We start from the raw sequence: 15,740 nt of genomic DNA, 5'->3' as shown, positions 1-15,740 counted from the left end.
GGAGGCCGGGAGCCGCCGGGCAAGGGCCCGCACGTTTCTGTTCCGCGTCAGCATGGGACGATGACATTGCGAAGTGCTTGAGGGTCGCGGCTAAATCCTGTCCGATGCGAACAGGGTTAACGACATCTTATCGACGATCTCGCAGGAAGCTGTCGCAAGGCGGGTCGCTGCGGTGACCTGACGACGGTTCGTGGACGGAAGCAAACCGCGATCAGGCGGCGCGTTTGATGTCGTCCGCGAGCGCGCGATAGGAGAGAGCTTCGGCGAGGTGCAGCCGGCCGATCTTGTCAGCGCCGTCGAGGTCCGCAAGCGTGCGGGCGACGCGGAGCACCCGGTGATAGCCGCGCGCCGACAGGCGCATGCTTTCCGCGGCGTCGCGGAGCAGCTTCAGCCCCTGTGCATCCGGCTGCGCGATGTCTTCCAGCGCGGCGGCCGGGGCTTCGGCGTTGGTACGGACACCCGGGAGTCCGAGCGCGGCATAGCGCTCCGCCTGAATGTCGCGTGCCGCGGCCACACGGGCGCCGACTTCGGACGATCCTTCCGAGGCGGGCGGTAGAATAAGATCCGAAGCCGTCACGGCCGGCACCTCGATTCGCAGATCGATTCGATCCATGAGGGGTCCGGAAATGCGTGTCTGGTAATCTGCTGTGCAGCGGTCGATGCGGCCGCGCTTGCAGGCATAGCCGGGTTCATAGGCGTGGCCGCAGCGGCATGGGTTCATCGCCGCAACCAGCATGAAACGCGCAGGATAGGTCACGCGATGATTGGCGCGAGAGACCGCGATCTCGCCGTTCTCAAGCGGCTGCCGGAGCGAATCCAGCACCCGCGGATCGAATTCCGGCAATTCGTCGAGAAACAGCACGCCATTATGCGCCAGCGAGATTTCACCGGGTTTGGCGCGCGTGCCGCCGCCCGTCAGCGCGGCCATGCTGGCGCAATGATGCGGCGCGCGAAACGGCCGGCGCGAGGTGAGCGCCCCGCCGTCGATTTCTCCGGCCACGGACGCGATCATCGACACTTCCAGCAGTTCGGCCGGCGACAGCGGCGGAAGGATCGAGGGCAGGCGCGCTGCGAGCATCGATTTGCCGCTGCCGGGGGAGCCGATCATCAGTAAGTGATGTCCGCCGGCGGCTGCGATCTCGAGCGCACGCTTGGCGCTCTCCTGTCCCTTGATGTCGCGAAGGTCGAGAGCGGTGCCCTGAGTTTCGCGAATCCGGGGCTGCGGCCGGGAAAGAATCTGGGTCCCCTTGAAATGATTTGCGATCTGGATCAGCGAACGTGCAGCGACGATCTGGATGTCCGGGCTCGCCCACGCCGCCTCCGCACCGCAGGCCGCAGGGCAAATCAGCCCCTGGTCGCGCGCATTCGCGCCGATTGCGGCGGGAAGAACCCCGGCCACGGCCGCGATCGAGCCGTCCAGGCCCAGTTCGCCGAGCACCGAAAACCCGGACAAGGCGTCGGAGGGAATGGCGCCGATCGCCGCCATCAGGCCGAGCGCGATCGGGAGATCGTAGTGACTGCCTTCCTTGGGCAGGTCCGCCGGCGCCAGGTTGACGGTGATTCGTCTGGCCGGCAGCGCAAGACCTGAAGCGATCAGGGCGGCCCGCACCCGCTCCCGGGCTTCGGAAACGGCTTTGTCCGGCAGACCGACGATGTTGAAGGCGGGCAGACCGGGCGCAACCTGCACCTGCACGTCGACCGCGCGCGCCTCGATGCCCTCAAATGCGACGGTGGATACCCGCTGAACCATGGCCGCCCCCTCTGCCATAGCGAAACTAGCTTACAACTCTCCCGAGTACAAGAACATTAAGAGAACGCAAATCGCAGGATTTGCATCCGCTGGGAGCCGCTACGACCGTTTCGCCTCGATCCGGTCCCAGATTTTTGCTGCGACGTCCGGACCCCCGAAGGCGGCGATCGCCCGAATGCCGGTGGGAGAGGTGACATTGATCTCGGTGAGGTTGCCGTCGATCACGTCGATGCCGACAAACAACAGCCCGCGCTCGCGCAGCGCCGGACCGATGCGCTCGCAGATCTCGCGCTCGCGGGGCGTCAGATCGGTTGCCTGTGCGGCGCCGCCGCGGACCATGTTGGAGCGCAGATCGTCCGCGGCAGGCACGCGATTGACAGCGCCGGCGAATTCGCCGTCGACGAGGATGATGCGTTTGTCGCCCTGCTTCACCCCCGGCAGGAAGCGCTGGATCACCCACGGCTCGCGAAACGTCACCGAGAACATGTCGAACAGCGATCCGAAGTTCATGTCCTGCGGCATCACGCGAAAGACCGCGGCTCCGCCGTAGCCATGCAGCGGTTTCATCACGACCGCGCCGTGCTCGGCACGAAACGAACTGATCTCGTCGAGATCGCGCGAAATCAGGGTCGGCGGCATCAGTTCGGGAAAATCCATCACGAACAGTTTTTCCGGCGCATCGCGCACGCTCGCCGGGTCGTTGACCACCAGCGTCTTGGGATGAATGCGCTCGAGCAGGTGGGTCGTCGTGATGTAGGCCAGATCGAATGGCGGGTCTTGCCGCAACAACACGACGTCAAAGGATTCCAGATACGCGCGCGTTGCTTCACTGAGCGTAAAATGATCGCCGTCGTGATCGCGCACGGTCAGCGACTGAGCCGGCGCGACCAGGTCCTTGCCGCGCAGGGATAGCTTGTCCGGTGTATAATACGAGACCGCGTGGCCGCGTCGTTGCGCCTCCAGCAACAACGCAAACGTCGAATCGCCGCGGACGTTGATGCGTGCGATGGGGTCCATCTGAACGGCGACTTTCAGTTTCATCGTGCTTGGTCCCGGTTGATTGCAGTCGAAGACACCTGAACGCCTCACGCTACGTGCTGGCGTCGAATGCACCTGACAGATGGCGCGGCAGACGTCGCGGCGCAATCAGCATTGCGTCGAAACGAAGCTCGAACGTTGCATGCTCGGGATGCGTCATCAGCCAGGCCTGAGCGGTGGCGATGATCCGTTGCTGCTGCCGGGGCGTGACTGCATAGGCGGCCTCGTCGAGGCTGCGGCGGGCCTTGACTTCGACGAAGGCGAGAAGCTGTCGCCGGCGCGCCACGATATCGATCTCGCCGTGAGGGGTACGAAACCGGCGCGCCAGAATCCGGTAGCCTTTAGCGATCAGATAGGCGGCGGCGCGGCTTTCTGCCGAAAGACCGGTGCGGAAGGCTGCGACGCGCTCGGGCGCCGCTGCCCCTGCGCCTCCCCGGGGGGCTTGCTTACCCGCTGTCATTTGTCGGACCTCGCCCGATTTTGTCCGGCGAGCTCAAGCGCGCGGGCATAGACTTCGCGTCGCGGGCGGCCCGAGATTTCGACCGCGCGAGCGACGCTGTCCTTTACGCTGCTTTCCTTCAGCGAGGCCAGCAGCAGATCGTCCAGATCGTCGGATGACATCATGCCTGCATCTGCCGGGGGAGGTCCGACCACCAGCACGAACTCGCCCCGCGTTTCCAGTGTGGCGGCGGTTTGCGCGAACTCCGCAAGGGTCGCGCGGTGGATATCCTCGTGCAGCTTCGTCAGTTCGCGGCAGATCGCGGCGTCGCGATTTCCGAGGATGGCCGTGAGATCGTGCAAGGAATTCCGGATGCGACTGCCGGACTCGAACACGACCAGCGTCGCATCGATTCGCGCGAGTTCGGCAAGGCGCGTGCGGCGCGCGGCCTCTTTTGCCGGCAGGAATCCCTCGAAGAAGAACCGGTCCGTCGGCAGCGCGGCTACCGCAAGCGCGGCCAGCACGGAAGACGGCCCCGGCAGCGCGATCACCTGATGACCGGCGGCGCAAACCTCGCGCACCAGCTTGAAGCCGGGATCGGAAATCAAAGGCGTTCCGGCATCGGAGACCAGCGCGATGGAGGCGCCCTGAGCCAGTTGCTCCAGGATTTTGGGCCGGGCCGTCGCAGCGTTATGGTCGTGGTAAGGCTTGAGCACGCCCGTGATCGAGAAGCGTTCGGTCAGGCGGCGGGTGATCCGGGTGTCCTCGCAGGCAATGATGTCGACACCGGCGAGTGTCTCCAGTGCGCGCAAGGTGATGTCGCCGAGATTGCCGATCGGCGTAGCCACCAGATGAAGACCCGGTGCAGCCTTGGGGGCAGCCAGTTGATGACCCGCGATGGAAAAGGTCCGGATGCCGGGAGTTTCGGCGTCCGATTTCAGAGAGGCGGATTTTGCGCGCATACCGCGATACTCTATAGTGTTTTCGAGTGGAGTGGGTACCGGTTCGCGTCAAGAAAACGCGTCAAACAAAATGTTGGAGCTGGGCTTTGATTTCATCGAAGCCGGGATAGCCAAGGGGGAATTGCGTAAAAAGGGTCCCGTTTTACGTGTTTCTGCAACGCGACGTCGGCTGGTTCCGTGACTCCCAAGAATGGGGACGGTGCAAAAGTCGAGGCGGACACGCCCCTTTTGTTTGGTTAACTATTGGCCAGCGCTATGCTTGATTCTCTCCGGAGATTGCGCTCGGACCCATCCGGATGGGTCCATGGTAAGGATAAGAATGACGGACCCGTTCAAACCGAAACCTGAGCGCCCGGGCGCGACCCGTCGAGCGGCGTTGGGTTTTGTCATTGGCGCGCCCTTGCTCGGTGCCTGCTCGGGCATCCAGCAAACGCTGACCGGTTCTCCCACGCAGCCGGCGCCGTCCGGACCGGCTCAGCAGGCCGTTACCATCGGAACGGGCCAGGTCAAGGTCGGGCTGATTCTCCCGCTGTCGGCTGCGGGCAATGCGAGCATTGCGGCGCAGTCGATGAAGAATGCGGCTGAAATGGCACTGTCGGAGTTTCAGAATCCGAACGTTCAACTGCTGATCAAGGACGACGCCGGCTCTGCGCAAGGCGCGCAGCAGGGAGCGCAACAGGCCCTCGATGAAGGCGCCGAAATCATTCTCGGTCCGTTATTCGCAGCGTCGGTGCCGGCGGTCGCCCAGGCGGCCCGGACCCGCGGCACTTCGGTGATCGCGTTCTCGACCGATTCAAGCGTTGCGGGCCGGGGCGTCTATCTTCTGAGCTTTCTCCCTGAATCGGACGTGAACCGGATCGTCGAATATGCCGTGAGCACGGGAAAACGCTCGTTCGCCGCCATGGTGCCCGAAAACGCTTATGGCAATGTCGTCGAGGCCGCCTTCAAGCAGACGGTCGGCCGACGCGGCGGGCGTATCGTCGCATTTGAGAAATATGGCGCCGATCGTGCCGGCGCGGCGCGGAAGGTGGCGCAGTCGCTTCGTTCAGCCGATGCGCTGCTCATCGCCGATGACGGCGATGCGGTGGTCTCTGTTGCCGGAGCGCTCACGGCGGCGGGCGCCAATCTGCGCAATGTCCAGCTTCTTGGAACGGGTCTGTGGGACAATCCTCGCGTATTCGCCAGCGCGGCGCTGCAAGGCGGTCTCTATGCCGCTCCCGACCCGTCCGGCTTCCGCAGCTTCGCAGGCCGCTACCGCGCCAAATTCGGCGGCGAGCCGGTGCGTACGGCGACCCTTGCCTATGACGCCGTCGCGCTGGTGGCGGCCCTTGCGCGAACCCAGGGTGCGCAACGCTTCGCGGCGGAGACGCTAACCAATCCGTCGGGCTTCGCCGGCATCGACGGGTTGTTTCGATTCCGTTCCGACGGCACCAATCAGCGCGGTCTCGCCGTCATGCGCGTCGCATCTAGCGGTGGCCAGCCGGTCGCGGGCTCGCCAAAGAGTTTCGAAGCCTAACCTCGGACCGTCGTCCCGGTCATGACGAAGCAATCCGTTCTTCGCTTTGGTGCTTCTTTGCTTCGCTTCACGCGCAAAATTGGCAAGTGCCAATTTGTCGCGAGTTCGCAATGACGCTTGCTTAAATCAAGCGGCGAGATCGGCCACCACGGCGTCGAGGACGGGAAAGCCATCCTGCGTGACCCGCAAGCGGCCATCGGGGCTGATCGTGATCGCGCCTTCCTCGCGCAGGATTGCGATTCGCTGCGGATCAAGCGGGCGGCCGGACAGCGCCGCATAGCGCTGCGGATCGATGCCCTCGCGCAAGCGCAGTCCCATCAGCAGGAATTCGTCGGCGCGCTCTTCGCTGTTCAGGAGATCGTCGGCGACGATCCCGTCACCGCTCGCCTCGACCCGCATGAGCCAGGCCTCGGGCCGCTTTTCGGTGGCGATGGCGTGCCTGTCGCCGTCGATGTCGAGACGTCCGTGCGCCCCGGGGCCAATGCCTGCATATTCCTGGCCGCGCCAGTAAACCAGGTTGTGCCGGCATTCCGCGTCGGGCCGCGCGTGATTCGAAATCTCGTAGGCGGGCAAGCCATGACGCGCGCAGATCTCCTGCGTGACATCATACAAAGCGCGCGCGGTTGCCTCATCGGGTGTCTTGAGCTTGCCGGCCGCGTGCAGGCCGAAAAACGGCGTACCCTGTTCGATGGTCAATTGATAGAGCGACAGATGCTCCGCGGCTTCCGAGATCGCGCGCTGCAATTCCTCGGTCCATATCGCCGGCGTCTGGTCGGGGCGCGCGTAGATCAGATCGAAGGAATAGCGATCGAAAATCGAGCGCGCGATCGCGACCGCATCCAGCGCCTCGCGCGCGGTGTGCAGGCGTCCAAGTGCTTTTAGCGAAGCGTCGTCGAGCGCCTGCACGCCGAGCGAGACGCGATTGACGCCCGCCGCGCGATAGCCGCGGAACCGGGTGGCCTCGACGCTGGTCGGATTGGCTTCCAGCGTGATCTCGGCGTTATCGGCGACGCGCCAATGCTTCCCGATCGCTTCGAGGATGGCGTCGACGGTCTGCGGCTGCATCAATGACGGCGTACCGCCACCGAAGAAGACCGAGGACACGTCGCGGCCGGGCGAGCGCGCGGCGGTGGTCTCGATCTCGCGCGTGAAGGCGCGAACAAAGCGCTCTTCATCGATCGGCGCGTGGCGCACATGACTGTTGAAATCGCAATACGGGCATTTCGACAGGCAAAACGGCCAATGCACGTAGACGCCGAAAGCGGGATTGGAGTCAGCGCCGATCAAGAGCAACCTCCGCCAACTTCACGAACGCGCGGGCGCGATGCGACAGACCGAGGCCGCGAGGTGGAAGCCCGTGCTTCTCCATGCCGGTCATCTCGCCGAAGGTGCGTGTGTGCCCGTCCGGCTGGAACGCAGGATCATAGCCAAATCCGGCCGTGCCACGCGGCGGCCAGACCAGCGTGCCGTGCACACGGGCTTCGACTTCCTCGAGATGGCCGTCCGGCCAGGCAACGCACAGTGCCGAGACGAAGTGAGCCTTGCGCTGCTCCGCAGTCGTCGCGCCGCGCTCCTGCAACAGCCGCTCGATCCTGGTCATCGCTGCGGAAAAATCCGCAGGTTTGCCGGCCCAGCGCGCGGAGTAGATGCCCGGCGCGCCGTCGAGCGCATCGACGACCAGACCGGAATCATCGGCAAAGGCTGGAAGGTTTGCGCTCCGGGCCGCGGCGGCGGCCTTGATCCGGGCATTGGCGCGGAAATCGTCGCCGGTTTCCGCAGGCTCGCCGAGCCCGAGTTCGCCTGCGGAGACGGCCTCGATGCCGTATGGCGCGAGCAACTCGCGCATCTCGGCGAGCTTGCCGGGATTGTGGGTGGCGATCACCAGCTTGCCAGCGATTCGACGATGCTGAGTCATGGACATTTATAACCCGTCATGGCCGGGCTCGTCCCGGCCATCCACGTCTTATTCAAAAAGCAAGGCGTGGATATCCGGCACAAGGCCGGGCATGACCGCATTTTGTAGATCACGCCACCGCCATTTTCTGCAAATCCACCAGCCGCGCGACACCTTTTTTCGCGAGCGCCATCAACGCGAGAAATTCATCCTGCGAGAATGGCGTCTTCTCCGCGGTTCCCTGCACCTCGATGATGCGTCCGTCGCCGGTCATGACGAAATTGGCGTCGGTGTCCGCCTCGGAGTCCTCCGCATAATCCAGATCGAGGACGGGCGTGCCGTTGTAGATGCCGCATGAGACCGCCGCGACGTTATCGCGAAGCACGCTGGTCTTGATCATATTGCGGGCCTTCATCCAGCCGATGCAGTCGGCCAGCGCGACCCAAGCGCCGGTGATCGACGCGGTGCGGGTGCCGCCGTCGGCCTGAATCACATCGCAATCCACCGTGATCTGGCGCTCGCCAAGCGCCTCGAGGTCGACTGCGGCGCGCAACGAGCGGCCGATCAGGCGCTGGATTTCGACGGTGCGACCGCCCTGCTTGCCGGTGGAGGCCTCGCGCCGGGTCCGCTCCAGCGTGGCGCGCGGCAGCATTCCGTATTCGGCCGTGACCCAGCCGCGGCCCTGGCCCTTGAGCCACGGCGGCAGCCGTTCCTCCAGGGTCGCGGTCACCAGCACGTGGGTATCGCCGAATTTCACCATGCAGGAACCCTCGGCGTATTTGACGACGCCGCGCTCCAGCGACACGGCGCGCAGTTCATCGGGTGCACGGCGGCTTGGCCGCATGGGAAACCCTCCAGCTATTTCATGAAAAATCGTCGTCTTGCGGTGCTTTTAGGGGCGGGGAGCCGCACCGGCAAGGGCCGGCAACAGCGATTGCCGCAAAGCCTGCTTGTAACCGGTGCGCCGGAGAGACAAGTTAGACCCGGTTGTCAGGCGCAACCAGTATGCGCAGGAGATATCGTTGGCCCATCACGATCCGATTGGTCTGATTGCACCGAACGCCGGGCTTGCCCAGCTGAACGAGCGATCGCGCGACATTTTTCGTCAGATCGTCGAGAGCTATCTTGCGACGGGCGAGCCCGTGGGCTCGCGCAACATTTCCCGCCTGATCACGATGCCGCTCTCGCCGGCGTCGGTCCGCAATGTGATGTCGGACCTCGAGCAGCTCGGGCTGATTTATGCGCCGCATACCTCCGCCGGGCGCTTGCCGACCGAACTCGGCCTGCGGTTCTTTGTCGATGCCTTGATGCAGGTCGGCGACCTGACCGAGCCGGAGCGCCAGTCGATCCAGACCCAGCTCGCATCGGTCGGCAAGGCGCAATCGGTCGAGGCCGCGCTGGGCGAAGCCTTGACACGGCTGTCGGGATTGACCCGGGCCGCGGCGGTGGTTCTGACGGCGAAATCCAACGTGCGCTTGAAGCATATCGAATTTGTCAGGCTGGAGCCGGAGAAGGCGCTGGTGGTGCTCGTCGCCGAAGACGGACAGGTCGAGAACCGCGTGTTGTCGCTTCCGTCCGGCGTCCCGGCATCGGCGCTGATCGAAGCGTCGAATTTCCTGAATGCGCGAATCCGTGGGCGGACGCTCGCCGAGGCGCGCCTCGAGCTCGAGACCGCGCTGGCGCAAAGCAAGGCGGAACTCGATCAGCTCACCCAGAAGGTCATCGCGGCCGGGATTGCGAGCTGGTCGGGCGGCGACAGCGACGATCGGCAATTGATCGTGCGCGGCCACGCCAATCTGCTGGAGGACCTGCACGCGCTGGACGACCTCGAGCGGGTGCGGCTGCTGTTCGACGACCTCGAAACCAAACGCGGCGTGATCGACTTGCTCGGCCGCGCCGAACGCGCCGACGGCGTCCGCATCTTCATCGGTTCGGAAAACAAGCTGTTCTCGCTGTCCGGGTCCTCGACGATCATCGCGCCCTACAGCGACGGCGCCGGCCATATCGTCGGCGTTCTCGGCGTGATAGGACTGACCCGGCTGAACTACGCGCGCGTGATCCCCATGGTGGATTACGCGGCCCGCATTGTCAGCCAGATGCTCGGCGGCTGAGCCGGACCCGCCGCCCGCGGCGCTTGATTTTTACGCCTGAACCACGATATCCCGCACAACCATCCCTTTCAGTTCGAGACTATTTGCAAGAAGGCTGCGTAATGACCGATTCCGACGGCAAAACAGACAATTCCGGCGATCCGGTCCCGGAGGCCGAGCCGGTGGTATCCAAGCCTTACATCATGCCCGACGATCCCGAGGAAGGGGCGCTGGACGCGCTGGCCAAGGAACTCGCGGAGGCGAAGGACCGGATGCTGCGCACGTTGGCGGAGATGGAAAACCTGCGCAAGCGCACCGCGCGGGAGGTGTCGGACGCGCGAACCTACGGCATCTCGGGGTTCGCACGCGACGTGCTGGATATTGCCGACAATCTGCAACGCGCGCTGGATGCGGTGCCCGCCGAGGCGCGCGCGGCGGCCGACCCCGGACTCAAAGCCCTGATCGAGGGCGTGGAGCTGACCGAACGCTCGCTGCACAATGCACTGGAAAAACACGGTGTGAAGAAGTTCGATCCGGCCGGCGAAAAGTTCGATCCGAACGTCCATCAGGCAATGTACGAGATTCCAGATCCCTCAGTCCCCGTCGGCACGATCGCGCAGGTCATTCAGGCCGGCTACACGATCGGCGAGCGGGTGCTGCGTCCGGCGCTTGTGGGTGTTGCGAAGGGCGGAGCCAAGGCGGCCGCGTCCGAATAGAATCAGCTCCGTTTCGAGGGCTTATGCTCGATCGGGCGATGTCGCTCGAAAACGCGCTAGCGCGGCCGGATACCGTCACGAACCGCGCGAAAGCGCGGAAACGCGGCGGACCACCCGTCCCGCGGCGTACTGCCGATCAGCCGCATTGCCGTATTGCCGCTGCCAAACACCAGCCATTGGACGACGGTCACCGGCGTATTCGTTCGCGTGTTGGTGGCATCGATCCGTGTTTCGAAACCGGGCGATCCGTTGATCCGGATCGGCTCCGACATGGTGATACGCCCATCGCGCAAGTTTGGGATCGTGGCTGCGATGTCGCGCGCAAACCGGCCGCGATCGTCCGGCCGTTCAGGGGCCGACCCGACCAGGTTGATGATCAGGAAGGCCTTGGCGTCGATGTCGTTTTCCGTTTCGGCGTCGGAGAGGAGGATGGCGGCTCCCGGCGCCAGCGTACGAACCATTTTGAAGGAGCTCAATTCGGTCAACTTGAAGGGTAGCAGGCCGAGTTGCTCCTCGACCGGTACTTCCTTGCGCAGGGCCACCGTTGCGAACATCTTTTGCATGGCCTGGTCGGAATAGATCTTCTCGACGTTCTCGGGCACCTGCGCGGCGATGTATCCGGAAAACGTGCCGCCCGAAACCACCATCGAATAGCGCCGGACGGTATCGTTGCCGTTCTTGGCGGTCTCGATAATGAAATAGCCCTGTCCGCTCGCGGTTTCGATACCTTGGGGTTTTGGGCCCTGGGCGTTGACCGTGTCGGATTTGGCGACGGCCTCCACGTCTCTGAAGGCGGCGGCGGGGAGTTCTGCGACGATGACCTTGACCCGATGATCGGCGGTTTCGAAGCCAGGAAATGTCTTTGACGGAGAAAGGCCTATCAGGGGAACCAGCCCGATCCGTGTCCCCGGCGCATAGACCGGGTCGTCGGCGAAGGCGGGAGCTACGCCGCTCAGCACACACAGAACGACCATCAGTTGCGTGAGATGTCTCATGGGAGCCTATTGGATTTGCATTAAGGCCGTTCAATGATCGGCCGGGCGCGCGGTCGCGGCGGTGGTGATGCGAACGATGTGTTTCACGAAAACCTGACTGCTGCCTCTATAACGTCTTCGATGGTCGGCATAATATCGTACGACGAAGACGAGACAGGGCGTGGCGATGCACAGATTGTCTTTGGTCGACCGCGCCAGTTCGCCGGATCGATCGGATGCAGCCGCTCAATCCTGGTCGAGCCTGCCCGCGGACGCAAAAGAATCGCGTTTTCATGTGGCGGAGAGAGGTCCGGTCCTTGCGGCCCCCACCCCCCCTCCTATATGAGGCTCACCATCGCTAGATCGCGAGTAATTGATATCTGGGGGGTCTGGATGAGGGTGCCGCCAGGGCCCGGCCGGACTGCCGCAACAAGAAGGATATAAGGACCATGGGAAAGGTCATCGGGATCGACCTCGGCACCACAAATTCGTGCGTGGCCGTAATGGACGGCAAAACGCCGAAAGTCATCGAAAACGCGGAAGGGATGCGGACCACGCCGTCCATTGTCGCCTTTAGCGATGACGGCGAGCGCCTGGTCGGGCAGCCGGCCAAGCGCCAGGCCGTGACCAATCCCGAGCGGACCATTTTTGCCGTCAAGCGCCTGATTGGCCGCCGTTACGACGATCCCACGGTCGAAAAGGACAAGCACCTCGTCCCTTACAAGATCGCGAAAGCCGGCAACGGCGACGCCTGGGTCGAGGTCGACGGCAAGACCTATTCGCCGTCGCAGATTTCGGCCTTTACCCTTCAGAAGATGAAGGAGACCGCCGAGGCCCATCTCGGTCAGAAGGTCGATCAGGCCGTCATCACGGTTCCCGCCTATTTCAACGATGCACAACGTCAGGCCACCAAGGATGCCGGCAAGATCGCCGGCCTCGAAGTGCTGCGCATCATCAACGAGCCGACCGCGGCCGCGCTCGCCTACGGCCTCGACAAGGCGAAGACCGGCACCATTGCCGTGTATGATCTCGGCGGCGGCACGTTCGATGTGTCGATCCTCGAGATCGGCGACGGCGTGTTCGAGGTGAAGTCGACCAACGGCGATACGTTCCTTGGCGGCGAAGACTTCGACATGCGTCTGGTCAGCTATCTGGCCGACGAATTCCAGAAGGAGCAGGGCATCAACCTGCGCAACGACAAGCTGGCCTTGCAGCGGCTGAAGGAAGCCGCAGAGAAGGCCAAGATCGAGCTGTCGTCGACCACCCAGACCGAAATCAACCTGCCGTTCATCACAGCCGATCAGTCCGGCCCGAAGCATCTGACGATGAAGCTCACCCGCGCCAAGTTCGAGGCGCTGGTCGACGACCTCATCCAGAAGACCATCGAGCCGTGCCGCAAGGCGCTGAAGGATGCCGGCCTGACGGCGGGCGAGATCGGCGAAGTGGTGCTGGTCGGCGGCATGACGCGCATGCCGAAGGTCCAGGAAGTCGTCAAGCAGTTGTTCGGCAAGGAGCCGCACAAGGGTGTCAACCCGGACGAGGTTGTCGCGATCGGCGCGGCGATCCAGGCTGGCGTGCTGCAGGGCGACGTCAAGGACGTGCTGCTGCTCGACGTCACCCCGCTCTCGCTCGGCATCGAGACGCTGGGCGGCGTGTTTACCCGCATCATCGATCGCAACACTACCATTCCGACCAAGAAGAGCCAGGTATTCTCGACCGCCGAGGACAACCAGAACGCCGTCACCATCCGCGTCTTCCAGGGCGAGCGCGAAATGGCGGCCGACAACAAGATCCTCGGGCAGTTCGATCTGATGGGCATTCCGCCGGCCCCGCGCGGCATGCCGCAGATCGAGGTGACGTTCGATATCGACGCCAACGGCATCGTCAACGTGTCGGCGAAGGACAAGGCGACAGGCAAGGAACAGCAGATTCGCATCCAGGCCTCGGGAGGTCTGTCGGAGACCGACATCGACAAGATGGTCAAGGATGCCGAGGCGAATGCGGCCGACGACAAGAAGCGCCGCGAAGCCGTCGACGCCAAGAACCAGGCCGATGGTCTGGTGCACTCAACCGAGAAGGCGCTCGCCGAGCACGGCTCGAAGATCGAGGACAGCGAGCGCCGCGCCATTGAGGATGCCGTCAGCGATCTGAAGGAGGCGTTGAAGGGCGACGACGCCGAGGCGATCAAAACCAAGACCAACACGCTGGCGCAGGTGTCCATGAAACTCGGCGAGGCCATGTACAAACAGCAGGCGGAGGCTGATGCGGCCAAGGACGCAGCGAAGGACGATGTCGTCGATGCGGAGTTTACGGAGGTCGACGACGACAAGAACAAGAAATCTGCTTAAGCGGCGAGAATGACCATGATCTCTGTTTCCTCGGAGCACGCAGCGCGTCTCGAAGGGCGGGGGTCATGGTTCCTTAAGCGGGACGCTGCACCCTTCGACGAACGCATCTTTCATGCGTCTTCCGGGATGAAGCGACGTTCGGGCGGAATGGACTGATGTCGACCAAGCGCTGTTACTATGAAACCCTTGAGGTCGACCGAAGCGCGGATGATTCCAAACTCAAGGCGGCCTTTCGCAAGCTGGCTATGAAATGGCATCCGGATAGAAATCCGGGCGATGCGACCAGCGAAATGCGTTTCAAGGAAATCAACGAAGCCTACGAAGTGCTGAAGGACGGCGACAAGCGCGCCGCCTACGATCGCTTCGGTCATGCCGCATTCGAGCATGGCGGTATGGGCGGCGGCGGCCCCGGCTTCGGGGCGGGCTTCGCTTCGTCGTTCTCCGACATTTTCGAAGACCTGTTCGGAATGGCCGGGCAGCGCGGCCGCGGTGGCGGCCGGGAGCGAGGCGCGGACCTTCGCTACAATATGGAAATCTCGCTGGAGGAGGCTTTCCAGGGCAAGACCGCCCAGGTCGAAATTCCGGTCTCGGTCACTTGCGAGTCCTGCTCGGGTACGGGCGCCAAGGCCGGGACCAAGCCGAAGAACTGCGCGATGTGCGGCGGCGGCGGCCGGATTCGCCAGGCCCAGGGCTTCTTCACGCTGGAGCGCACCTGTCCCGGCTGTCAGGGACGCGGCCAGATGATCGAGGATCCCTGTCCGTCCTGCGGCGGCTCGGGCCGTGTCAACCGGGAGCGTTCGCTTTCAGTCAATGTTCCCGCCGGTGTCGAGGATGGCACCCGCATCCGCCTGGCCGGCGAGGGCGAGGCCGGAATTCGTGGCGGGCCGTCGGGCGACCTCTACATTTTCCTCTCCCTCGCCTCGCATGAATTCTTCCAGCGAGACGGTGCCGATCTGCATTGCCGTGTCCCGATCTCGATGGTCACCGCCGCGCTTGGCGGAGAATTCGAGGTGCCGACCATCGACAAGAGCAAGACCAGGGTGAGGGTGCCCTCCGGGACTCAGTCGGGCCGCCGATTCCGCATCGCATCAAAAGGGATGCCGGTGCTACGCTCGCGCCAGACCGGTGATATGTATGTGCAAGTGATGGTTGAAACGCCGCAAAATCTGACCAAGAAACAGCAGGAACTTCTGGCCGAGTTCGAGAAATTATCGTCGGGTGCAACTCAACCCGAGGCGGCGGGTTTCTTCACTAAGGTCAAGGACTTCTTTGGCACCCGCGCGGGTCCGTAATGGTCGTTTAGCTTGACCGTTTCGATTGCCGGCTGTACCTGTGTATAACTCAAGTTTGATCTCCTGCCAGTAGTTGACCCCCACCTGGGTGCAAAATGCCTCTGCAATTGTCTGCGCGTGCGTTGAAGAAACCACTCCGTCTCGACGACGAGGTCCGCTTTCTCCGCTCGTGGATCGAAAAACCGCTTCATATGGGTGCTGTCATGCCGTCCGGCCGCATCCTGGCCCGCACCATGGCGCAGTACGTCGATGTCGGATCGACCGATCCGGTTGTCGAACTGGGGCCGGGAACCGGCGCGATCACCAATGCGCTGATCGAGCACGGCGTCGATCAGAAGCGCCTCGTGCTGGTCGAATACGATCCGGGGTTTTGCGCCCTGCTTCGCGACCGCTACCCGCAGGCGACGGTGGTTCAGGGCGATGCCTACACGTTGCGGGATTCGCTATGGAACGTGCTGAGTAAGCGCGCCTCGGCGGTCGTTTCCGGCCTGCCGCTTGTCACCAAGCCGATGTTGACCCGGCTCAAGCTGATTCGGGATGCCTTCGCGGCGCTCGCCCCCGGCGCGCCGTTCGTGCAGTTCACCTATTCGGTCGTACCCCCAATCCCCAAATCGCTGCCCGGTATTTCGACGGAAGCGTCCGAGCGGATCTGGATGAACCTGCCCCCTGCACGCGTCTGGGTATATCGCAGGGGCTGATGGGTCGGTGCAGCGGCCGGTTT

Annotated in this window: 14 protein-coding genes; 6 read left to right on the top strand and 8 right to left on the bottom strand. The window is 63.6% G+C overall.

What is annotated here, in order from left to right; all coding sequences use genetic code 11:
* Nucleotides 1-211: 211 nt before the first annotated feature.
* From V4R08_RS11340 to rsmI, 4 genes are all read right to left on the bottom strand, one after another.
* A complete protein-coding gene (locus tag V4R08_RS11340) occupies nt 212-1,750 on the bottom strand; it encodes a YifB family Mg chelatase-like AAA ATPase (protein ID WP_335579449.1) in 1,539 nt (512 codons plus the stop codon).
* A 99-nt stretch (nt 1,751-1,849) separates the two neighbouring features.
* Nucleotides 1,850-2,791 carry a glutathione synthase gene (gene gshB, locus V4R08_RS11335; RefSeq protein WP_335579448.1) on the bottom strand — a complete coding sequence of 314 codons (942 nt, stop codon included), beginning with the start codon at nt 2,789-2,791 and terminating at the stop codon, nt 1,850-1,852.
* Nucleotides 2,792-2,840: 49 nt separating this feature from the next.
* Nucleotides 2,841-3,248 carry a YraN family protein gene (locus tag V4R08_RS11330; RefSeq protein WP_335579447.1) on the bottom strand — a complete coding sequence of 136 codons (408 nt, stop codon included), beginning with the start codon at nt 3,246-3,248 and terminating at the stop codon, nt 2,841-2,843.
* Nucleotides 3,245-4,189, bottom strand: a complete 945-nt coding sequence (rsmI, locus tag V4R08_RS11325) for a 16S rRNA (cytidine(1402)-2'-O)-methyltransferase (protein WP_335579446.1) — start codon at nt 4,187-4,189, stop codon at nt 3,245-3,247. The genes V4R08_RS11330 and rsmI overlap by 4 nt, the downstream gene beginning before the upstream one ends.
* Nucleotides 4,190-4,508: 319 nt before the next feature.
* On the opposite strand from rsmI, the gene V4R08_RS11320 reads away from it, so the two are divergent.
* Nucleotides 4,509-5,705: a penicillin-binding protein activator gene (locus V4R08_RS11320; protein ID WP_335579445.1), complete on the top strand. Its 1,197-nt coding sequence runs from the start codon at nt 4,509-4,511 to the stop codon at nt 5,703-5,705.
* Nucleotides 5,706-5,831: 126 nt separating this feature from the next.
* Here the strand turns inward: V4R08_RS11320 and hemW are convergent, their stop codons facing one another.
* From hemW to rph, 3 genes are all read right to left on the bottom strand, one after another.
* A complete protein-coding gene (hemW, locus tag V4R08_RS11315; RefSeq protein WP_335579444.1) occupies nt 5,832-6,992 on the bottom strand; it encodes a radical SAM family heme chaperone HemW in 1,161 nt (386 codons plus the stop codon).
* Nucleotides 6,979-7,620 (bottom strand): RdgB/HAM1 family non-canonical purine NTP pyrophosphatase, encoded by a 642-nt coding sequence (rdgB, locus tag V4R08_RS11310; RefSeq protein ID WP_335580252.1) that lies wholly within the window; start codon nt 7,618-7,620, stop codon nt 6,979-6,981. Before rdgB ends, hemW begins: the two co-directional genes overlap by 14 nt.
* A gap of 109 nt (nt 7,621-7,729) precedes the next feature.
* Nucleotides 7,730-8,443 carry a ribonuclease PH gene (gene rph, locus V4R08_RS11305; protein ID WP_335579443.1) on the bottom strand — a complete coding sequence of 238 codons (714 nt, stop codon included), beginning with the start codon at nt 8,441-8,443 and terminating at the stop codon, nt 7,730-7,732.
* Between the two features lie 178 nt (nt 8,444-8,621).
* On the opposite strand from rph, the gene hrcA reads away from it, so the two are divergent.
* Both hrcA and grpE read left to right on the top strand, forming a co-directional pair.
* Nucleotides 8,622-9,710: a heat-inducible transcriptional repressor HrcA gene (hrcA, locus tag V4R08_RS11300; protein ID WP_335579442.1), complete on the top strand. Its 1,089-nt coding sequence runs from the start codon at nt 8,622-8,624 to the stop codon at nt 9,708-9,710.
* 101 nt (nt 9,711-9,811) lie between these two features.
* The gene (gene grpE / locus V4R08_RS11295; protein WP_335579441.1) at nt 9,812-10,405 is read left to right on the top strand and encodes a nucleotide exchange factor GrpE; all 594 of its coding nucleotides are present in this window, start codon (nt 9,812-9,814) and stop codon (nt 10,403-10,405) included.
* Nucleotides 10,406-10,461: 56 nt separating this feature from the next.
* Here grpE and V4R08_RS11290 read toward each other — a convergent pair whose 3' ends face one another.
* Nucleotides 10,462-11,400 (bottom strand): hypothetical protein, encoded by a 939-nt coding sequence (locus V4R08_RS11290; protein ID WP_335579440.1) that lies wholly within the window; start codon nt 11,398-11,400, stop codon nt 10,462-10,464.
* Between the two features lie 428 nt (nt 11,401-11,828).
* Here V4R08_RS11290 and dnaK point away from each other — a divergent pair, with 428 nt between their 5' ends.
* From dnaK to V4R08_RS11275, 3 genes are all read left to right on the top strand, one after another.
* Complete coding sequence (gene dnaK, locus V4R08_RS11285) at nt 11,829-13,727, top strand: molecular chaperone DnaK (protein WP_335579439.1); 1,899 nt, start codon at nt 11,829-11,831, stop codon at nt 13,725-13,727.
* Between the two features lie 155 nt (nt 13,728-13,882).
* Nucleotides 13,883-15,019, top strand: a complete 1,137-nt coding sequence (gene dnaJ / locus V4R08_RS11280) for a molecular chaperone DnaJ (RefSeq protein WP_335579438.1) — start codon at nt 13,883-13,885, stop codon at nt 15,017-15,019.
* A 95-nt stretch (nt 15,020-15,114) separates the two neighbouring features.
* On the top strand, nt 15,115-15,717 hold the full coding sequence (locus tag V4R08_RS11275; protein ID WP_335579437.1) for a class I SAM-dependent methyltransferase: 603 nt from the start codon (nt 15,115-15,117) through the stop codon (nt 15,715-15,717).
* The last annotated feature ends 23 nt before the right edge of the window (nt 15,718-15,740 follow it).

This window comes from Nitrobacter sp. NHB1, from assembly GCF_036964665.1.
Classification (GTDB): Bacteria; Pseudomonadota; Alphaproteobacteria; order Rhizobiales; family Xanthobacteraceae; genus Nitrobacter.
This window is presented reverse-complemented; position numbering and strand designations above follow the sequence as displayed.